General features: G+C 69.1%; 16 protein-coding genes. 9 read left to right on the forward strand and 7 right to left on the reverse strand.

Features of this window, described 5'->3' with window-relative positions:
- Positions 1–18: 18 nt before the first annotated feature.
- From ftsZ to ACE3OG_RS01725, 7 genes are all read left to right on the forward strand, one after another.
- A complete protein-coding gene (gene ftsZ, locus ACE3OG_RS01695) occupies positions 19–1,689 on the forward strand; it encodes a cell division protein FtsZ (RefSeq protein WP_374305452.1) in 1,671 nt (556 codons plus the stop codon).
- Between the two features lie 142 nt (positions 1,690–1,831).
- On the forward strand, positions 1,832–2,746 hold the full coding sequence (locus ACE3OG_RS01700) for an outer membrane protein assembly factor BamD (RefSeq protein ID WP_374305454.1): 915 nt from the start codon (positions 1,832–1,834) through the stop codon (positions 2,744–2,746).
- 76 nt (positions 2,747–2,822) lie between these two features.
- Positions 2,823–4,484, forward strand: a complete 1,662-nt coding sequence (gene recN / locus ACE3OG_RS01705) for a DNA repair protein RecN (protein WP_374305455.1) — start codon at positions 2,823–2,825, stop codon at positions 4,482–4,484.
- Between the two features lie 526 nt (positions 4,485–5,010).
- Positions 5,011–6,288, forward strand: a complete 1,278-nt coding sequence (locus ACE3OG_RS01710) for a YncE family protein (protein WP_374305457.1) — start codon at positions 5,011–5,013, stop codon at positions 6,286–6,288.
- 79 nt (positions 6,289–6,367) lie between these two features.
- Positions 6,368–8,491 carry an NAD-dependent DNA ligase LigA gene (gene ligA, locus ACE3OG_RS01715; protein WP_374305459.1) on the forward strand — a complete coding sequence of 708 codons (2,124 nt, stop codon included), beginning with the start codon at positions 6,368–6,370 and terminating at the stop codon, positions 8,489–8,491.
- 88 nt (positions 8,492–8,579) lie between these two features.
- Positions 8,580–9,041 carry a DUF1348 family protein gene (locus tag ACE3OG_RS01720; protein ID WP_374305461.1) on the forward strand — a complete coding sequence of 154 codons (462 nt, stop codon included), beginning with the start codon at positions 8,580–8,582 and terminating at the stop codon, positions 9,039–9,041.
- Between the two features lie 188 nt (positions 9,042–9,229).
- Complete coding sequence (locus tag ACE3OG_RS01725) at positions 9,230–10,885, forward strand: FAD-dependent oxidoreductase (RefSeq protein ID WP_374305463.1); 1,656 nt, start codon at positions 9,230–9,232, stop codon at positions 10,883–10,885.
- Between the two features lie 272 nt (positions 10,886–11,157).
- Here the strand turns inward: ACE3OG_RS01725 and ACE3OG_RS01730 are convergent, their stop codons facing one another.
- The 4 genes from ACE3OG_RS01730 to ACE3OG_RS01745 all read right to left on the reverse strand — a co-directional run bounded on the left by ACE3OG_RS01730 (position 11,158) and on the right by ACE3OG_RS01745 (position 14,128).
- Positions 11,158–12,372 (reverse strand): acyltransferase family protein, encoded by a 1,215-nt coding sequence (locus ACE3OG_RS01730; RefSeq protein WP_374305465.1) that lies wholly within the window; start codon positions 12,370–12,372, stop codon positions 11,158–11,160.
- A 214-nt stretch (positions 12,373–12,586) separates the two neighbouring features.
- A complete protein-coding gene (locus ACE3OG_RS01735) occupies positions 12,587–13,177 on the reverse strand; it encodes a DsbE family thiol:disulfide interchange protein (protein ID WP_374305467.1) in 591 nt (196 codons plus the stop codon).
- Positions 13,178–13,199: 22 nt separating this feature from the next.
- The gene (gene ccmD, locus ACE3OG_RS01740) at positions 13,200–13,364 is read right to left on the reverse strand and encodes a heme exporter protein CcmD (protein ID WP_374305469.1); all 165 of its coding nucleotides are present in this window, start codon (positions 13,362–13,364) and stop codon (positions 13,200–13,202) included.
- Positions 13,361–14,128: a heme ABC transporter permease gene (locus ACE3OG_RS01745; RefSeq protein ID WP_374305470.1), complete on the reverse strand. Its 768-nt coding sequence runs from the start codon at positions 14,126–14,128 to the stop codon at positions 13,361–13,363. The genes ccmD and ACE3OG_RS01745 overlap by 4 nt, the downstream gene beginning before the upstream one ends.
- 371 nt (positions 14,129–14,499) lie before the next feature.
- Here ACE3OG_RS01745 and ACE3OG_RS01750 point away from each other — a divergent pair, with 371 nt between their 5' ends.
- The gene (locus tag ACE3OG_RS01750; RefSeq protein WP_374305472.1) at positions 14,500–14,856 is read left to right on the forward strand and encodes a hypothetical protein; all 357 of its coding nucleotides are present in this window, start codon (positions 14,500–14,502) and stop codon (positions 14,854–14,856) included.
- Positions 14,857–14,888: 32 nt separating this feature from the next.
- Here ACE3OG_RS01750 and ACE3OG_RS01755 read toward each other — a convergent pair whose 3' ends face one another.
- From ACE3OG_RS01755 to ccmA, 3 genes are read right to left on the reverse strand one after another with little or no spacing between them, the layout of a single operon-like run.
- On the reverse strand, positions 14,889–15,344 hold the full coding sequence (locus ACE3OG_RS01755) for a hypothetical protein (RefSeq protein WP_374305474.1): 456 nt from the start codon (positions 15,342–15,344) through the stop codon (positions 14,889–14,891).
- 38 nt (positions 15,345–15,382) lie between these two features.
- Positions 15,383–16,093, reverse strand: coding sequence for a heme exporter protein CcmB (gene ccmB / locus ACE3OG_RS01760; protein WP_374305476.1), 711 nt, complete (start codon positions 16,091–16,093; stop codon positions 15,383–15,385).
- Positions 16,090–16,698, reverse strand: coding sequence for a heme ABC exporter ATP-binding protein CcmA (gene ccmA, locus ACE3OG_RS01765; RefSeq protein ID WP_374305477.1), 609 nt, complete (start codon positions 16,696–16,698; stop codon positions 16,090–16,092). Before ccmA ends, ccmB begins: the two co-directional genes overlap by 4 nt.
- Before the next feature lie 144 nt (positions 16,699–16,842).
- Here ccmA and acnA point away from each other — a divergent pair, with 144 nt between their 5' ends.
- Positions 16,843–19,566, forward strand: a complete 2,724-nt coding sequence (acnA, locus tag ACE3OG_RS01770) for an aconitate hydratase AcnA (protein ID WP_374305479.1) — start codon at positions 16,843–16,845, stop codon at positions 19,564–19,566.
- Positions 19,567–19,606: the final 40 nt, after the last annotated feature.

Raw genomic sequence — 19,606 nt, forward strand, 5'->3', positions numbered from 1 at the left:
CGTCGAGAGGCCAGACGGATGACCATCAATCTCAAAGCGCCCGAGCTCAGGGAGCTGAAGCCCCGCATCATGGTGTGCGGCGTCGGCGGCGCCGGCGGCAACGCCGTCAACAACATGATCGTGTCGGGACTGATCGGGGTCGATTTCATCGTCGCCAACACAGACGCCCAGGCGCTCACCTCCTCGCGCGCCGAGCGCATCATCCAGATGGGCCTGCAGGTCACCGAAGGCCTCGGCGCCGGCTCGCAGCCGGAAGTCGGCCGCGCCGCCGCCGAGGAGGCGATCGAGGAGATCCGCGACCATCTGTCCGGCGCGCACATGTGCTTCGTCACCGCCGGCATGGGCGGCGGCACCGGCACGGGCGCGGCGCCGGTCATCGCGCGCGCCGCCCGCGACATGGGCATCCTCACCGTCGGCGTGGTCACCAAGCCGTTCCAGTTCGAGGGCTCGCGCCGGATGCGGCTCGCCGAGTCCGGCATCACCGAGCTGCAGAAGGCGGTCGACACGCTCATCATCATCCCGAACCAGAACCTGTTCCGCATCGCCACGGAGAAGACGACCTTCGCCGACGCCTTCGCGATGGCCGACCAGGTGCTCTATTCGGGCGTCGCCTGCATCACCGACCTCATGGTCAAGGAAGGCCTCATCAACCTCGACTTCGCCGACGTGCGCGCCATCATGCGCGAGATGGGCAAGGCGATGATGGGCACCGGCGAAGCCTCGGGCGACCGCCGCGCCATCCTCGCCGCCGAGGCCGCGATCGCCAATCCGCTGCTCGACGAAGTCTCGATGAAGGGCGCGCGCGGCCTGCTCATCTCGATCACCGGCGGCAACGACCTCACGCTCTACGAGGTCGACGAGGCCGCCGGCCGCATCCGCCAGGAGGTGGATGAAGACGCCAACATCATCCTCGGCGCGACCTTCGACTCCTCGCTCGACGGCATTGTGCGCGTCTCGGTCGTCGCCACCGGCATCGACCAGCCGGCGGGCTCGGGCGCCTATGAGATGAACGCGGCGGAAACCCGCATCGCCGAGGTCGCCAACCGGCTGCGCGCCCAGACCGGCGCGCGCCCGATCGAGGCCGTCCCGGCGCCGCAGGCCTACGAGCCCGCCCCCGCGCCGGAGGCCTTCGCCCCGGTCTATGAGGAGCGCGCTCCGCAGGCGCGGCCGCCGCAGCGCTACGCCGAGGTCCCCTCCTACGCCGAGGAGCCGCGCGGCTACGCCGAGCCGGCGCCGCAGCCCGCGCGCGCCTATCCGCAGGCGCATGCGCTGGCGCAGGACCAGTTCGACGCGCCCTTCATCCCGGCCGCTCCCGAGTCGCCGGTGGTGCGTCCGCAGCGCATGCCGCAGATCGACGACCTGCCGCTGCCGGCGCAGAACCAGCTGCGCGCGCAGCGCGGCGAAGCTCCGGCGGGCGCCCATCCCGAGGCCAAGCGCCGCTCCCTGCTCGAGCGCCTCGCCTCCTTCGGCGCGAGCAAGCAGGATGAGGCGCCCGAGGCGGCCCAGCTCCGCCTGCCGCAGCCGCGTCCGCAGGCGCCGGCGCAGGCGGTCGGCGACTACGCCAAACGGCGCGAGCCGCCGCGCGAGCGCGCGCCCCAGCATGACCATCAGGCGCGGGTCTACCAGTCGCGCGGCGCGGAGGAGGACCAGCTCGAGATTCCGGCCTTCCTGCGCCGGCAGTCGAGCTGACCGCGGGCGCGCCGCCCGCATGGCGAGCCGTCTCCCGCGCGGGCGGCGGCCCCGCCATACTAACGCCATCGTGACGCCGCAGATGCTTATCCGCGCGGAACCGTCCGCGCGGATTTCAACGGACGACGATCGGGCGATCCGCATGACGCAGGCATTGAAGGCGCATCAATTTTCCAAGAAGGCGCGGCGTCAGGCCGGCGCCCTCCATGGCGCGGCCGTCGTCGCCGCCCTGGCCCTCGCCGGCGCGCCGGCCCGCGCGGACGTGCTCGACTCGCTGAACCCGATGAACTGGTTCAAGGGCGACAGCTACAAGCCCGAGGTCCTGAAGGACACGCCGGCCGACGAGCTCTACAACCAGGGCCTCGTGCGGCTGAAGGCGCGCGACTATGAGGGCGCGGCCAAGTCCTTCAACCAGCTCGACAAGCAGTATCCCTATTCGCAGTGGCAGCGCAAAGGGCTGCTGATGGCGACCTTCGCCCAGTTCCAGTCGGGCGCCTATGAGGACGCGATCGGCTCGGCCAAGCGCTACATCGGGCTGTTCCCCAACGCCGACGACGTCGCCTACGCCTATTATCTGCAGGCGATGTCCTACTATAACCAGATCCCCGACGTCAGCCGCGACCAGGACCGCTCGGCCAAGGCCGCCGAGCTGTTCGCGACGATCGTCGAGAAATATCCGAAGTCGGAATATGTCGACGACGCCCGCTACAAGCTCCAGGTCTGCCGCGACCAGCTCGCCGGCAAGGAGATGATGATCGGGCGCTACTACCTGAACCAGCGCAATTACGTCGCCGCCGTCGGCCGCTTCCGCGAGGTGCTCGCCAAGTACCAGACGACCCGCCACGCCGAAGAGGCGCTGATGCGGCTCACCGAAGCCTATCTCGCGCTCGGCCTGCCCAACGAGGCGCAGACGGCCGCCGCGGTGCTCGGCCACAACTTCCCCGACTCGGTCTGGTACAAGGACGCCTACGCGCTCCTCAAGAACGGCGGGCTCGAGCCCAACGAGGACAAGGGCTCATGGATCTCGAAGGCGTTCAATAAGCTCGGCCTCGGCTGAGCGGCCGGGCTTCTTGCGGCGGGCGCGGGCGTGAAAACGGCGCGCCGGCGCGGGCGGAAAATGCTATGACCGCGCCATGCTCGTCCAGCTCTCCATCCGCAACATCGTCCTGATCGACCGGCTGGACGTCTCCTTTTCGCACGGCCTCACCGTGCTGACCGGCGAGACCGGCGCCGGCAAATCCATCCTTCTCGACTCCTTCTCGCTGGCGCTCGGCGCGCGCGGCGACGGCTCGCTCGTGCGCGCCGGCGAGGCGCAGGGGCAGGTCAGCGCCGTGTTCGACCTCGCCCCCGGCCACCCGGCGCTCGGGGCGGCCGAGGCGCAGGACATCGAGACCGACGGCGGGCTGATCCTGCGCCGCGTCCAGCTCGCCGACGGGCGCACGCGCGCCTTCGTCAACGACCAGCGCGTCACCAACGAGGCGCTGCGCGCGGTGACGAAAGCCCTCGTCGAGATCCACGGCCAGCACGACGACCGGGCGCTGATCGACCCCGCGACGCATCGCGCGCTCATCGACGCCTATGGCGGCCTCGAGCCGCAGCTTGCGCAAACCCGCGAGACCCATGCGCGCTGGCGGGCGCTCGTCGCCGAGCGCGCGCGCGAGGAGGCGCGCGTCGTCGCGGCGCGGGCCGAGGCCGACTATCTGCGCGCCGCGCATGAAGAGCTCGACAAGCTCGCGCCCGAGCCCGGCGAGGAGGAAGAGCTCGCCGGACGGCGCGCCGACATGATGCAGGCCGAGAAGGTCGCGGCCGACCTGCGCGACGCCTATGAGTCGGTCGGCGGCGATCATTCCCCCGTCGCCGCGCTCGCGGCCGCGCTGCGCCGGCTGCAGCGGCGCGAGGCGCAGGCGCCGCATCTGATCGAGCCGCCGGCGAAAGCGCTCGACGAGGCGATCACCGCGCTCGACGCCGCCGCCTCCGCCCTGCAGGAGGCGCTGCGCGCCGCCGACTACGATCCGCGCGAGCTGGAGGCGGTCGAGGAGCGCCTGTTTTCGCTGCGCGGGGCGAGCCGCAAATATTCCGTCCCCGTCGAGGGCCTGCCGGCGCTGGCGGAGAATTTCGCCGCCTCGCTCGAAGCGCTCGACGCCGGCGAGGCGCGGCTCGTCGCGCTGACCGGCGAGGCGGCCGAGGCGCAGGCGGGCTACGAGGCGGCGGCTAAAATCCTGTCTCAGGCTCGGCGCGAGGCGGCGCAGGCGCTCGACGCCGCCGTGAACGCCGAGCTCGCCCCGTTGAAGCTCGAAGGGGCGCAGTTCTCGACCATGATCCGCGACGAGCCCTGCGGCGCGGACGGGATCGACCAGGTCGAGTTCTGGGTGCGCACCAACCCCGGCGCGCGTCCCGGCCCGCTGATGAAGATCGCCTCGGGCGGCGAGCTCGCGCGCTTCATGCTGGCGCTGAAAGTCTCCCTCGCCGAGCGCGGCTCCGCCCCGACCCTCGTCTTCGACGAGATCGACACCGGCGTCGGCGGCGCGGTGGCCGACGCCATCGGCGAGCGGCTGGCCCGGCTCGGACGCCGGGCGCAGGTGCTCGCCGTGACCCATGCGCCGCAGGTCGCCGCCAAGGCGCAGAGCCATCTGCGCATCCTGAAGGCGCCGAGCGAGCCCGGCCGCGTGGCGACGCAGGTGTTCGAGCTGGAGCCGAAGGCGCGGCGCGAGGAGATCGCCCGCATGCTCGCCGGCGCCAGCGTGACGGAGGAGGCGCGCGCGGCGGCGGCGCGCCTGCTGCAGGGCGCGCAATAGGCGCAGCGGCGCGTGCACGGGAACTTGAAACGGCGTCGCCGACGTGCGTTTCTAAGGCCGTATCGCAGCAATTTTTTGTGCCGCGTCATTCGGAACGGCCGCAATCGGCGAAGCGGCGACGCGCTTTGTCGCCCGCGGGAAATTTGTTTCTCGAACGGAGGCGTTCATGCGGCTTTGGCGCGCCAGATCAAATCATGACAGCGAAACGCGGCGGAAAACCGCGCTTTTCCCGCGCCTTGCGTCGTTCGCCGCCGTCCTGGCCGTCGTATCGTGCCTCGGCGCACACCCGGCGGCGGCGTGGCCGCGATAGTTCGGGCCCTTCGCCTACGCCACCGCCGACGGCGGCGTCGCCGTTGTCGACATCGCCGCCCAGACCAAGACGGCGTCGATCCCGCTCGGCGATTGGAGCGGCCCGATCGCCGTGACGCGGGACGGGACCTCGATCTACGCCGGCTACAGGAAAGGGACCGCGGCGGCCGTCGCCGCGATCGACGCCGGCTCCAACGTCGTCAAGGCGCGCATCCGGGTGTCGGGAGCGCCGACGGCGATCTTCACCAACGCCAGGCGCAATTCGGTCTACATCGTTCACAAGAGCGGCGCGGCGGGCGCCGAGCGGACCGGCGTCGCGGTGATCGACGTCGCGACCAACGCGCTCGTCGCCGACATCGCGCTCGGGCGAGGCGATTTCGACGTCCGCGCGCCAAGCGACGGCGATTGGCTTGCGGTCCTGAACAAAAGCGCCGGAACGCTGGTCACGATCAACGCAAAGACCAACGCCGTCGTCGCTACGATCCCGCTCGGTGGCCTCGCGCGGGCGTTCGACGTCAGGCCGGACGGGCTGCAGGCGTTCGTTCTGCGGCGTCGCGACGACGGCGTGGCGGACATCGTAGTGGTCAATATTCCCGACGCGACGTTGTTCGGCAATATAGAAACCAATTTCGATCTGGACAAAGCGCCATTCGGCGTCGTTAAGGTCGATCCGATTGGAAACGGCGGCGCCGTCGTCGCGCCGGTCCCCTCCCGATACAATTCGGCGGCGACGATTTATTTTCCCGCGGCAGGATGGACCTATCCGCAAGCGGACTTGCCTCCGATGTATGAGTCGGACGGACTTTGGGGGACGCTGTCCATAGTATTTTCTCCTTACGGCAATCCCATGTTTCAATTAGCTCCTGGCGCTGTCGCCGAACGTTTCAACTACGACCTTTTTGGCGGCGTGAATTTCGCCGGCCGCCCGGGCCAATCGGCGCTCACGCCCGACAACAGATATCTCTTTGTCCCGATAAGCAGCGATCAGCCGGGGCGAACGGGCCTCGAAATGATCTGGGCGCAACCAATGTATAAAGACGGGGCCGTCATCCCCTTCACGTCGATCTCGGACGTCGCGATCGTCGAGCCGCAACTCGGCGCGCCATTCGAAAAATTGGCGATCGCCTATCTCGACATCGCCCATCGGGCCACGGCGGGCGAAGACCTATTCAATTTCTACGGCGAGGTCACGACTTACGCCTCATTCGATACGTTCCGACCTGATGTCAGGGGCATGACAGTGGAGGTCGGCGCCTTCAAAACGACGATCCCGTCAGGCAAATTCAAGAAGGCGTCCGATGGCTCCCACGTCTACAACGCGTGGGTCGACGGCGTCGTCTACAACGCCTATGTGAGGCCTCTAGGAAACTATAAGTACACCGCGCATCTTCTGCTGCGGTACGCGCCGCTGCCACAGATCGCCAACCCGGCGCAGGTCCGCCTGTCGTTCGGCGTGCTTGGCGGCCTGCAGGCGACGATCGCCACCATTCGCTAGATCCCGCCATTGGTCGTGCGGCGTTTGAACGCGGCTTTAACCGTGATGCGCCAATCCTCGCGCCGATGGATGTCGCGCGATGAAAAAGCCGAAGGCCCATGGCGACAAGCCGGTCGCCGAAATGACGCTCGCGCAGGCGAGGCGCGAGCATCGCCGCCTCGGCGAGGAGATCGCCGCGCATGACGCGCGCTATTACCAGGAGGACGCGCCGACCGTCTCCGACGCCGAATATGACGCGCTGCGCCGGCGCTACGGCGAGATCGAGGAGAAATTTCCGCAGCTCTCGAGCTCTGAATCGCTGACGAAGACGGTCGGCGCCAAGCCCTCCGAGAAATTCGCGAAAGTTCGTCACGCCGTCCCGATGCTCTCGCTCGGCAACGTCTTCTCCGACGAGGAGGTCGTCGAATTCGTCGCCCGCGTGCGCCGCTTCCTCGGGCTGTCCGAGGACGCCCCGCTCGCCATGACCGCCGAGCCGAAGATCGACGGGCTCTCCTGCTCGCTGCGCTACGAGAAGGGCGAGCTCGTCACGGCGGCGACGCGCGGCGATGGCTATGAGGGCGAGGACGTCACCGCCAACGTGCGCACGATGCGCGAAATCCCCGCGCGGCTCGAGGGATCGCCTCCCGACGTTCTCGAGGTCCGCGGCGAGGTCTACATGACCCACGCCGACTTCTTCGCGCTCAACGCGCGCCAGGAGGAGGCGGGCAAAACCCTCTTCGCCAATCCGCGCAACGCGGCGGCCGGCTCGCTGCGCCAGCTCGACGCGGCGATCACGGCGTCGCGGCCGCTGCATTTCTTCGCCTACGCCTGGGGCGAGGTCGCGCCGCAGCTTCCGGCGCGCACCCAGCATGGCGTGATCGAGGCGTTCGCGGCGTATGGGCTGCCGGTCAATCCGCTGACGCGCCTCCGCCATACGGCGCAGGAGCTCGTCGACCATTACCGGCGCGTCGAGGAGATGCGCGCGAGCCTGCCCTATGACATCGACGGCGTCGTCTACAAGGTCGACGAGATCGCCCTGCAGGAGCGGCTCGGCTTCGTCTCGCGCGCGCCGCGCTGGGCGGTCGCGCACAAGTTCCCGGCGCAGGAGGCGACGACGGTCCTGCGCGGAATCGAGATCCAGGTCGGGCGCACCGGCGCGCTGACGCCGGTGGCGCGGCTCGATCCGGTCACCGTCGGCGGCGTCGTCGTCGCCAACGCCACGCTGCACAATGAGGACGAGATCGCGCGCAAGGACGTCCGCGTCGGCGACACGGTGCGCCTGCGCCGCGCCGGCGACGTGATCCCGCAGGTGCTCGGCCCGGTGCTCGAGAAGCGCCCGGCGGACGCCGCGCCCTACGTTTTCCCCGATCATTGCCCGGTCTGCGGCTCGGCGGCGCTGCGCGAGATCGACGCGAAGACGGGCGAAGCCGACGTCGTGCGCCGCTGCACCGGCGTCCTCGTGTGCCCGGCGCAGGCGATCGAGCGGCTGAAGCATTTCGCCTCGCGCGACGCGATGGACATCGAGGGGCTCGGCGAGAAGCAGATCGAGCAGTTCTTCAACGACGGGACGATCCGCACTGCGGCCGACATCTTCACGCTGTCCGAGCGCGACAGGACGCAGCTCAAAAAGCTCAAGGACCGCGAAGGCTATGGCGAGGTCTCGGCGCGCAATCTCTTCGGCGCGATCGAGGCGCGCCGCGCGCCGCCGCTGAATCGCTTCATCTACGCGCTCGGGATCCGCCACGTGGGCGAGACCAACGCGCGCCGCCTCGCGCGCCATTTCGGCTCCTTCGCGGCGCTGCGCGAGACGGCGCGCGCCGCCGCGCCCGAGAGCGAGGCGCGCGCCGAGATCAACAATATCGACGGGGTCGGCCCGGTCGTCGCCGAGGCGGTCGCCGATTTCTTCATGGAGCCGCGCAACGAGGCCGCGCTCGACGCGCTGCTGGCTCAGGTGGAGCCGACCCCGATGGAGGCGATCGTCGCGTCGAGCCCCGTCGCTGGCAAGACAATCGTCTTCACCGGCGCGCTCGCGCGCATGACGCGGGACGAGGCGAAGGCGATGGCCGACCGGCTCGGCGCGAAGGTCGCCGCCTCGGTGTCGAAGAAGACCGATCTCGTCGTCGCCGGCGAAGGCGCGGGCTCGAAGCTGGCGAAGGCCAGGGAGCTCGGGATCGAGACGGTGAGCGAGGAGGAGTGGCTGGAGCTCGCGGGGCGAGGCGCATAGAAGCCGCGCGGCGTTGAACGTCGCGCCGCGAACGCCTATCCTCCCTCTGGACGGCGTCGAGCCGCAGGAGACGGGGGAGACGAGGAAAATGTCCGTCATCGCGCCGCCCTTCACCGCCGAGAGCGCGGCGAAGAAAGTCCGCCTCGCCGAGGACGGCTGGAACGGCCGCGACCCGGAAAAGGTCGCGCTCGCCTATACGCCGGACAGCCGCTGGCGCAACCGCGCCGAATTCATCGAGGGGCGCGCGGAGATCGTCGCCTTTCTCAGGCGCAAATGGGCGAAGGAGCTCGACTATCGCCTCATCAAGGAGCTGTGGGCCTGCGCCGGGGCGCGCATCGCCGTGCGCTACGCCTATGAATGGCGTGACGACAGCGGCGGCTGGTTCCGCTCCTACGGCAACGAGAACTGGGAGTTCGACGAAAGCGGCCTGATGCGCCGGCGCTTCTCCTCGATCAACGACCTGCCGATCAAGGAGGAGGAGCGCAAGTTCCGCTGGCCGCTCGGAAGGCGGCCCGACGATCATCCGGGCCTCTCCGATCTCGGCCTCTGAGGCGAGCCTATCCCGGTCCGCCGGAGCGGGCCGGGGTCATGAAGCTCTCGCGCTTCGGCAGTTTCGGGACTGCCGCTCGAGCCGGTCGCGGAAGGCAGGGGGGATCCGTCGTGAGGGCGTCCTTGGCGCGCTTGCGGCCCGCAGGCGAGGCCATAAAGATGGCGGCGCCCGATTCGGAGGCTCGCCCAGTGTCGATCGATGACGTCGCCGACCCGACCGACCCGTGGCTTCGCGAGGCGCAGACCTTTCCCGTCCTTTCCGCCGAGATGGCCGCGCGCGCCGGCGCCTATGGACGCGAGGAGGTTTTCGCGCGGGACACGCGGCTGTTCGAGCGCGGCGACCGCGACGCCGATTTCTTTCTCGTCCTCGACGGCGCGATCGACATCCTCGCCGACGATTTGCGCGGCGGCCCGGTCACGCTCGCGACCTACGGGCCGGGCCAGTTCACCGGCGAGCTGAACCTCTACAACTCCCGTCAGATCCTCGTCGCCGGGCGCGCGCGCGAAGGCGCCCGCCTGCTTCGCATAAAGCACGCGGACTTCCGCCGCCTGGTCTCCGCCGAGCCCGACATCGGCGAGATCGTCATGCGCGCCTACATCCTGCGCCGCGTCGGCTTCATCCGCCACGCCCAGGGCGGCGTCGCGCTGCTCGGCAGCCCGCAGAACGGCGATTTCCTGCGCGTCAGGCGCTTCCTCGCGCGCAACGGCTACCCGCACGAGGCGCTCGACGCCGATCTCGCCGGAGAGGACGCCCTTTTCGCCGGGCTCGACGTCGCGGACGGCGACCTGCCGGTCGTGATCGCGCCGAACCGCGAGATCCTGCGCAATCCTTCGAACCTCGAGCTCGCCCGGCGGCTCGGCCTGACCGAGACGCTCGATCCAGCCGCCGTCTATGACGTCGTCGTGGCGGGGGCGGGGCCGGCGGGGCTCGCGGCGGCGGTCTACGCGGCCTCCGAAGGTCTCGACACGCTGGTGATCGAGGAGCTCGCGCCGGGCGGGCAAGCCGGCCAGTCGTCGAAGATCGAGAACTATCTCGGCTTTCCGACCGGCGTGTCGGGCCAGGCGCTCGCCGGACGGGCGCAGATCCAGGCGCAGAAATTCGGCGCGAGGCTCGCCGTCGCCCGCGCCGTCGCCTCGCTCGACTGCTCGACGACGCCGCTGCGCCTGACGCTCGACGACGGCCAGAGCGTGCGCGCCCGCGCGGTGGTGGTGGCGACGGGCGCGCGCTACCGCCGGCTCGACCTGCCCGACTACGACAAATACGAGGGGCAGGGGATCCAATACGCCGCGACCGCGGTGGAGGCGCAGCTGTGCGCCGACGCCGAGGTCGTCGTGGTCGGCGGCGGCAATTCGGCGGGGCAGGCGGCGACGTTCCTCGCCCGCACGGCCGCCCATGTCCATATTCTCGTGCGTGGCCCGAGCCTCTCCGACACCATGTCGGATTATCTCGTGCGGCGCATCGGCGCCTCGCCGCGCGTCACCGTGCGCGCCGATACCGAGATCGCCGAGTTGCATGGCGACGAGCATTTGCGCGCCGTCACATGGACGAACCGTGCGACCGGACAAAGCGAGACGCGGCGCGTCGGCGCGCTGTTCGTGATGATCGGCGCCGAGCCCAACACCGGCTGGCTCGACGGCTGCCTCGATCTCGACCGGCAGGGCTTCGTGCGCACCGGCTTCGCCTGCAAGGAGGGATGGAGCGGCTCTCCGTTCGCTGCGTCGAGGCCGGGCGTCTTCGCGATCGGCGACGTGCGCTCGGGCTCGATCAAGCGCGTCGCCGCGAGCGTCGGCGAGGGCTCGGTGGTGGTCCACGACATCCATCGCTTCCTCAACCCGGCGCTCTGAGCGGGCGCCGTCGGCGACGCGCCGCAACTTCGGCGACCGCGCGGATTGGCGGCGAGCCAGCCGTCATCGCGCGAGGATACGATCACCAAGCCCACGATCACCGCAAAGGAACGCCGATCTATTACAAGGATGGGGAACCGGACAGCCTGTGTCGGCCAGCTCGGCGCCGCACTCGGCCTGACCGGCGCCGCCATCACGCTGGCCATCGAAGGGCGCCAGCGTGATGGACGCTGCGCCGGAACGCCGGAAAGGCTCGGCCAGCGCGCCTGCGCTCAATCCGCTGTCTGGCGTCGCTGGACGCTGCGGACACCGCGCGACGCCCGTTCCATGACGAGCGCGAGCCTGTCCCGAACGAAGGGGTCGAGCAATTTGACGAACAGCAGGGAGAGCGCAAGCACGATCGCGATGGCGAAGGGCGTCGCAATCTCAACGGGACATCCAAGACGTGCGAAGGAGCGGCTGATCAGCAGGCCGCAATTATTGTGGAGCAGATAGATCGGAAAGGACAGCAATCCCAGCAATCTGATGGTCGGCGCGATGCGCGGCGAAGCGAGCGGACCGGAGCCGGCAAAGATGAACGCGGCCATCGCCGCGAGCGCGACGAGCCAGATCAGCATGGGCGACAGCAGGATGACGCCGTTCGGATGGTGCTCGACGATATACATCCGTGCGCTCGCGGCGACGGAAAGCGTGCAAACGACTGTAAAAAGCGCCGTGGCGACGAGAAGCAGACGGTTTTTCCTGTCGTCGGATAACGCCCAAAGCGTGGCGCCCAGCGCGAAGAAGCATCCGTGCTGCAACAGCAGCAAACGGGTCGTCCGCATCGCGCCGAGCGAATGCGCGAGGACGACGAAGCGCGACGGCAAATATTGAGGATAGAGATTTGCGGCGGCGACGAACAGGACGAAGACGGACGAGATCAGGCCGAGGGCGATCATCGCCGGCGTGAGAGCGCGCAAGCCGAAAGAGTGCAGCAGGACGAAGATCAGAATGTAGAACGCCACCTCGACTTGCAGGGTCCAGTAGACGACGTCGATCGGCCTTCCGATGGGCAGGAGCCCGAGGGTCGTGAAATAGCGCGGCAGAATGTCGCTCTCTTGCGCGCCGTTGGCGAGTATGATCATGGCGGCAAAGGATGTCGTCGCCGCCAGCCAGACGGTCGGAGCCAGTCGAAGAACGCGCCGACGGCAGAAAGTCCAAGCGGATCCGTTCTGCGCGCTGAAGACGATGACGAAGCCGGACAGGACGAAAAAAATCTCGACGCCGATCCAGCCAAACCACCAGACATGCGAAAAATCCCCGGCCGCTTCGGAAATGTCGCCATTCTTCCAAAAATAGAGATGATAAATCATCACTATGAAGGCCGCTAGGAACCGAACGAGGTCCAGGCCGGTCACATGGGTTCCTGGTCTCAAGGTCGGGGCGTCATTTGCGAACATGAGGATCTCTGCTTTCGGGAGCGCGCCGCTCGACATGCCGCCGGCCATAGCCGACGCTCGATCGTTCCCGCCACACGGAACTCGTCTTCCCGCGCTGTCACGCGAAGCTGATTATTCTCTTGCATAGATAACATAAATTTCTGCGACGCGGCAAATGGACCGCTGCGTCGCACTACGGAGACTGCGCGGCAGGCGCTGGGGCGTCACAATGCGCTGGCGTGGCGTCCGTCGCTCGCCAAGAGACGTCCAGACCACACGGCGCTCAGCGCGCCTTCTCCACCTGCGGCAGCAGGGTCTGGCGCAGCGCCTCCTCCGTCAGCGGGCCGACGAAGCGATAGGCGATGGTCCCGTCGCCGCGGATCACGAAGGTTTCGGGCACGCCGTAGACGCCGAGGTCGATCGCCGCGCGGCCTTTCTCGTCGGCGCCGATCATCGCATACGGGGAGCCAAGCCGGCCGAGGAAGCTTTTGACGTTCGCCGGAGCGTCCTTGTAGGCGAGGCCGACGAGGCGGGCGCCCGAGGCCTTCAGCGCCGGATCGGCGGCGAGCGCGGACAGCACGGGATGCTCCTCGCGGCAAGGGACGCACCACGACGCGAAGACGTTGAGGATCGTCACATGGCCCTGGCGCAGGTCGGCGTCGGAGAGCCCGTCCGCGCCGGCGAGGCCCTCGACGCCCGGCAGCGTGAAGGCCGGGACCTGACGGCCGATGAGCGCGGAGGGCAGGCGCGAGGCGTCGCCGGCGAAAAGGCGCACGAAGAACAGCGCCGCGAGCGCCGCGAACAGGACGAGCGGCAGGAAGACGAGCAGCGGCCGGCGCTTTGCGCGCGCGCCGGCCTCGTTGGCGGAGCTCATCGCGCCGCCCTCATCGGTCCGCTCATGGCTCCAGCCGCCCGGCGTCGGCGCCGCGCTGCGGGAAACGCTTCAGCGCGCGCTTCAGGGCGGCGTAGTCGAGCATCGTCGCGAGGATCATGGCGCCAAGGATCAGCGCGCCGGCGATATAGGCGGCGAGGACGTAGCCGAAATTGTGGTCGACGCTCACCGCGCGCCTCCGAGGAAGGCGCCGGCGGGCGCGGCCTCGCCGCGCTCGGAATCGGCGGTCAGGATGGCGAGGCGGCGCAGGCGGCGGCGCAGGATCTCGTTGCGGATCGCCGCCAGATGCAGGGTGAGGAACAGCGCGGCGAAGGCGAGCGCCATCGCGACGAGCGGCCACAGCATCGAGGGCGCGATGGCCGACCCGCCCATGCGCATCACCGAGGCCGGCTGGTGCAGCGTGTTCCACCAGTCGACCGAGAACTTGATGATCGGGATGTTCACGGCGCCGACCAGGGTGAAGATCGCAGCGCCCCGCGCCGCCTTGCCGGGGTCCTCTATCGTGCGCCAGAGCGCGATCAGCGCCAGATAGATGAGGAACAGCACGAGCACCGAGGTCAGCCGCGCGTCCCAGACCCACCACGCGCCCCACATCGGCTTGCCCCACAGCGAGCCGGTGACGAGGCACAGGAAGGTGAAGCCGGCGCCGAGCGGCGCGGCGGCCTTCTGCGCCGCGTCGGCGAGCGGATGGCGCCAGACGAGGCTGCCGATCGCCGCCGAGGTCATCGTCGCGTAGACGAACATCGACATCCAGGCGGCGGGCACGTGCAGATACATGATGCGCACGCTCTCGCCCTGCTGGTAATCGGGCGGGGCGACGAACAGCGCGAGATAGAGGCCGAGGCAGAAGAGGGCGCCGGTCAGCGCGGCGAGGCCGGGGACGAGCGCGCCTACGAGCCGCAGAAAATTCGACGGATTGGCGTAATTGCGCATGGCTCTCCCTGGACGGCCTCGGGCGCGCCCTCGGCGCTGGAGTTTTATTCTCTCGTCCCTTGGAACGCAATCGCGCGGCGCGGGACGACGTTGGACGGCGTGGCGCAAGCTTAAGAGATGGCGAGGCTTTTCGTCGCTCAAGGCGTCGCGGGCGGGTCGCGGCGGCGTTTTGCGGCCGGTTTGTTATAGCGGCCGGAAGTTCATGGAAGACCGGCGCGCGAGGACGGCGGCAGGATCGCCGCCGCCGTCGCGTCCGCGCGGCCGGAGACGTTCAAGGCGTCGGGTTCAGCTGCGGCGACGCCGCGACGGCGCGTCATGGCCTGCGCAACCGCCGATGCGTCGTCCGCGCCGCGCCCGGCGCGCTATGCGGATTGAGCAACGTCTGCCTCAAATTCAGCCCGCCGGTGAGCGGGCCGGCCGACCTCAATCTCGTGAAGGTCGCGCCGCCGAGCCCCGACAAGAAGAGCTGCTGGCTTCAGGGCGGCGTCCCGCACCAGCTGACCGGCCTCGCCGGCGTGCCGATTCTGGTCGCGACCGGCCAGGCCTCCTATCACGCGACCTATGATTACTGCACGTCGAAGTTTCTGACGCAGGCCGGGGTCAAGCACGACTATGTGCCGCTGGCCTCCGTGGGCATCCTCGGCAACGGCCATATGGAGATGCTGGAGATGAACAATCTGACGATCGCCGCCTTTTACGAGAGGTGGCTGGCGAGCAAGCTGAGGTAGCGGGCGCTTCCCCCGGAGCCGAACGGGCGGCGTCAGCGGGAATCGGACGTCCACCCGCCCGGACCCCAGCCGCCCCCCTGCGAGGCGCCGGGGCCTTGCGGCGCGTAGGCGCCCGCGCCCCAGGCGCCGTCCCGCCCTTCGCCGGGAGCGGGCGGATAGGCGCGGGTCGGCGCGCCTACGCTCGCCGGGCCGGAGTTCCAGCCGCCGTTCTGGACGGCCGCGGCGCCGACCATCGCGCCGGCGGCGGCGGCGCCTGCGTCCCATCCCCATGCGCCGGGCGGACGGGGGCCAGGCGGGAAGGGGCCCGGAGGACGCGGGCCAGGCGGCGAGGGAGACGGCGGAAACGGGCCTGGCGGGCGCGGCGCGGGGCCGGGCCAGCCGCCGCGCGAGCCTGCGCCGCGCGCCTCGAAGGCGCCAGCGCCATGAAGCGGCGCGAGCATGAAGGACGCAAGCAGGGCGGGGAGGAGAAGATGGGCGCGGCTCGACATGGCGCGATCCTCGCCCCTGCGCCTTGCGCCGGGCTGCCCTATTCGCTCATGTGACGCAGCGCCGCCGCCGCCGCGACGGGCGCGCCGACGAGCGCGAGCAGGGTGCACGCGCCAAGGATCAGGAACGGCGGCGCGGCGGGAGCGGGCGCGAGCCCCGAGCCCGCGCTCGCCGCCGCGACGCCGAAGATCAGCGCCGGCGCGCAGAACGGCAGGATCAGCACGGGCAGCAGCAGCCCGCCGCGCCGCAGGCTGACGGTGAGCGCCGCGCCGATCGCCCCGATCAGGGTCAGCGCCGGCGTGCCGACGAGCAGCGAGAGCGCGACGCTCCACAACTGGCCCGCAGGCGCGCCGAGCATCACGGCGAAGACGGGGGCGGCGAGCACGAGCGGCAGTCCGGTCAGGAGCCAGTGCGCCGCGCATTTGACCAGCACGATCAGCTCGAGCGGCGCGCGGCTCGCCATCATGAGGTCGAGCGAGCCGTCCTCATGGTCGGACTGGAACAGGCGGTCGAGGCCGATCAGCGTCGCGAGCAGGGCGGAAATCCATAGAATCGCCGGCGCGATGCGCGACAGAAGCGCGAGGTCGGGGCCGACCGCGAAGGGGGTCAGCGCGACGAGCGCCAGGAAGAAGGCGACGCCAAGGCTCGCCGCCCCGCCGATGCGCCGGCCGATGCGCAATTCGCGCGCGAACAGCGCGCGCAGCGGACGGGGGCGCCCGCGCCGCAGGCGCGGCGTCGCGTCGTCTTTCATCGGACTGCGGCTCCAAGCGGCAACTCGCGCGCGGGAACGTCGAGCGCCGCGTGCGTCGAGGCGACGACGAGGCCGCCCTCGGCGAGATGGCCCCGGATCAGCCCGGCGACGAGGCGCTGCGAGGCGGCGTCGAGCGCGGTCGTCGGCTCGTCGAGGAGCCAGAGCGGGCGGCGCGCGACAAGGAGCCGCGCCAGCGCCACCCGACGCTTCTGGCCGGCCGAAAGATAGCTCGCGGGAAGGTCGGCGACATGCGGCAGGCCGAAGGCTTCGAGCGCTTGCGCCGCGCTGGCGCCGCCCTGGCCCGCATCCAGCATGGCGGCGAAGAATTCGAGGTTCTCGCGCGCCGTGAGCGCGCCTTTGAGGGCGTCCGCATGACCGACGTAATGCGCCTGCTCGGCGAGCGTCTCCTCGCCCTTGGGGACCAGCGAGGCCGCCCCGGAAACGAGCGGGAGCAGCCCCGCGAGGACGCGCAGGAGCGTCGACTTGCCGGCGCCGTTGCGCCCCGTCACGACGAGGGCTTCGCCCGGTTCGACGACGAAGGACAAGTCCTTGAGGACGCTGCGGCCGCCGCGTTCGACGCAGAGTCCTGCGGCCTCAAGACGCATCGCCGAACCGCATGAAATCAGGGCTCCCCGAGCTCGCGCAAATTGCCGCCGCGGCCTTCCTATCGCGTATGGCTCTCGCGCGACAAATTATTTATAAGCGCTCCAAACTTTTCCTCTGACCACCGGTCCGCGCGGAGAAAATCCATGGCGTCGCTCGACAGTTTCAAATGCCGCAAGAAGCTCACCGTCGGCCGCAAGACCTATCATTATTATTCGCTCAAGGCCGCGGAGAAGAACGGTCTCGCCGGCATTTCGCGACTGCCGTTCTCGATGAAGATCCTGCTTGAGAATCTGCTGCGGTTCGAGGACGGGCGCTCGGTCACCAAGGAGGACATCGAGGCGGTCGCCGCCTGGCTCGACAACAAGGGCAAGACCGAGCGCGAGATCGCCTTCCGCCCCACCCGCGTGCTGATGCAGGACTTCACCGGCGTGCCCGCCGTCGTCGACCTCGCCGCCATGCGCGACGCCATGACCTCGCTCGGCGGCGATCCGCAGAAGATCAATCCGCTGGTCCCGGTCGACCTCGTCATCGACCATTCGGTCATCGTCGACGTCGCCGGCACCAACAAGGCGCTCAAGGCCAACGTCGACCTCGAATACCAGCGCAACGGCGAGCGCTACCGCTTCCTCAAGTGGGGCCAGGGCTCGTTCGACAATTTCCGCGTCGTGCCGCCCGGCACCGGCATCTGCCACCAGGTCAATCTCGAATATCTCGCCCAGACCGTCTGGACGAAGAAGGAGAGGGTCAAGGCCAAGGGCAAGACCGAGACGGTCGAGGTCGCCTATCCCGATTCGCTCGTCGGCACCGATTCGCACACCACCATGGTCAACGGGCTTTCGGTGCTCGGCTGGGGCGTCGGCGGCATCGAGGCCGAGGCCTGCATGCTCGGCCAGCCGCTGTCGATGCTGCTGCCGGAGGTGATCGGCTTCAAGCTCTACGGCGACCTCAAGGAGGGCGTCACCGCGACCGACCTCGTGCTGACCGTCACGCAGATGCTGCGCAAGAAGGGCGTCGTCGGCAAGTTCGTCGAGTTCTACGGCGCCGGGCTGAACCACCTCTCGCTCGCCGACCGCGCGACGATCGCCAACATGGGCCCCGAATATGGCGCGACCTGCGGCTTCTTCCCCATCGACGCCGAGACGATCAACTATCTGACGGTGTCGGCGCGCTCCACGGCGCGCGTCGCCCTCGTCGAGGACTACGCCAGGGCCCAGGGGCTGTTCCGCACCAGCCGCACGCCCGAGCCGGTGTTCACCGACACGCTGGAGCTCGACCTTTCGACCGTCGTTCCCTCGATGGCCGGTCCGAAGCGTCCCGAAGGGCGCATTCCGCTCGAAGGCGTCGGCTCCGGCTTCGTGGGCGCGCTTGAAAGCGAATACAAAAAAGGCAAGGAGCTCGGCCCGCGCTTCCCGGTGGAGGGCAAGGGCTTCGACATCGGCCACGGCGACGTGGTCATCGCCGCCATCACCTCCTGCACCAACACCTCCAATCCGAGCGTGCTGATCGGCGCGGGCCTGCTCGCCCGCAACGCGGTCGAGAGGGGCCTGACCGCCAAGCCCTGGGTCAAGGCCTCGCTCGCGCCGGGGAGCCAGGTCGTCGCCGAGTATCTGTCGGCGTCCGGCCTGCAGAAATATCTCGACAAGGTCGGCTTCAACCTCGTCGGCTTCGGCTGCACCACCTGCATCGGCAACTCCGGCCCGCTCGCGCCGGAAATCTCCAAGACGATCAACGACAACGGCCTCGTCGCCGCCGCCGTGCTGTCCGGCAACCGCAACTTCGAGGGCCGCATCAGCCCCGACGTGCAGGCGAATTACCTCGCCTCGCCGCCGCTCGTCGTCGCCCATGCGATCGCCGGCACGGTCGCCCGCGACTTCACGAGCGAGCCGCTCGCCTACGACAAGAAGGGGACGCCGGTCTATCTCCACGAGATCTGGCCGTCGGACGAGGAGATCGAAGCGTACACCTCCGAGTTCGTCACCAAGAAGGTGTTCAAGTCGCGCTACGCCGACGTGTTCGCCGGCGACGTCAACTGGCGCAAGGTCAAGGCGCCGGAGGGCGAAACCTACAAATGGGACATGGGCTCGACCTATGTGCAGAACCCGCCCTATTTCGTCGGCCTGACGCCCGAGCCGCGCCCGGTCGAGGACATCGTCAACGCCCGCATCCTGGCGCTGTTCGGCGACAAGATCACCACCGACCACATCTCGCCGGCCGGTTCGATCAAGGCCGCCTCGCCGGCCGGCAGCTACCTGCTCGAGCGGCAGGTCGCGCAACAGGACTTCAACCAGTACGGCACACGGCGCGGCAATCATGAGATCATGATGCGCGGCACCTTCGCCAACATCCGCATCAAGAACTTCATCCGCGAGACGGACGGCGTCGTGCCGGAGGGCGGCTACACCAAGCACTGGCCCGACGGCGAGGAGATGTCGATCTACGACGCCTCGATGAAGTACCAGGCGGACGGCGTGCCGCTCGTCATCTTCGCCGGCGCCGAATACGGCAACGGCTCCTCGCGCGACTGGGCGGCGAAGGGCACGCGCCTCCTCGGCGTGCGCGCGGTCATCGCCGAATCGTTCGAGCGCATCCATCGCTCGAACCTCGTCGGCATGGGCGTGCTGCCGCTGACCTTCGAGCCGGGAACGAGCTGGAGGAGCCTCGGCCTCAAGGGCGACGAGGAGATCACCATCCACGGCCTCGGCGAAGGGCTGCAGCCGCGCCAGATGATGGAGATGGAGATCGTCTTTTCCGGCGGCAAGAAAAAGAAGGTTCCGCTGCTCTGCCGCATCGCGACGCTCGACGAGCTCGACTACTTCAAGAACGGCGGCATCCTGCCCTACGTCCTGCGCCAGCTCGCGGCCGCGTGACGTTTCGCGGGCGCTGCGGCGCCCGCGTCGTCATCGAGAA

Origin of the sequence: Methylocella sp. (assembly GCF_041905455.1) — a bacterium.
Classification (GTDB): Bacteria; Pseudomonadota; Alphaproteobacteria; order Rhizobiales; family Beijerinckiaceae; genus Methylocapsa.

What these genes read in the sequence shown, in the direction of transcription:
- recN (WP_374305455.1), top strand. Translation starts at nt 2,823, where the DNA reads ATGCTCGTCCAGCTCTCCATCCGCAACATCGTCCTGATCGACCGGCTG.
- ACE3OG_RS01735 (WP_374305467.1), bottom strand. Translation starts at nt 13,177, where the DNA reads ATGAGCTCCGCCAACGAGGCCGGCGCGCGCGCAAAGCGCCGGCCGCTG.
- ccmA (WP_374305477.1), bottom strand. Translation starts at nt 16,698, where the DNA reads ATGCGTCTTGAGGCCGCAGGACTCTGCGTCGAACGCGGCGGCCGCAGC.
- ACE3OG_RS01730 (WP_374305465.1), bottom strand. Translation starts at nt 12,372, where the DNA reads ATGGCCGGCGGCATGTCGAGCGGCGCGCTCCCGAAAGCAGAGATCCTC.
- ACE3OG_RS01755 (WP_374305474.1), bottom strand. Translation starts at nt 15,344, where the DNA reads ATGTCGAGCCGCGCCCATCTTCTCCTCCCCGCCCTGCTTGCGTCCTTC.
- ACE3OG_RS01700 (WP_374305454.1), top strand. Translation starts at nt 1,832, where the DNA reads ATGACGCAGGCATTGAAGGCGCATCAATTTTCCAAGAAGGCGCGGCGT.
- ccmB (WP_374305476.1), bottom strand. Translation starts at nt 16,093, where the DNA reads ATGAAAGACGACGCGACGCCGCGCCTGCGGCGCGGGCGCCCCCGTCCG.
- ACE3OG_RS01720 (WP_374305461.1), top strand. Translation starts at nt 8,580, where the DNA reads ATGTCCGTCATCGCGCCGCCCTTCACCGCCGAGAGCGCGGCGAAGAAA.
- ftsZ (WP_374305452.1), top strand. Translation starts at nt 19, where the DNA reads ATGACCATCAATCTCAAAGCGCCCGAGCTCAGGGAGCTGAAGCCCCGC.
- ACE3OG_RS01745 (WP_374305470.1), bottom strand. Translation starts at nt 14,128, where the DNA reads ATGCGCAATTACGCCAATCCGTCGAATTTTCTGCGGCTCGTAGGCGCG.
- acnA (WP_374305479.1), top strand. Translation starts at nt 16,843, where the DNA reads ATGGCGTCGCTCGACAGTTTCAAATGCCGCAAGAAGCTCACCGTCGGC.
- ligA (WP_374305459.1), top strand. Translation starts at nt 6,368, where the DNA reads ATGAAAAAGCCGAAGGCCCATGGCGACAAGCCGGTCGCCGAAATGACG.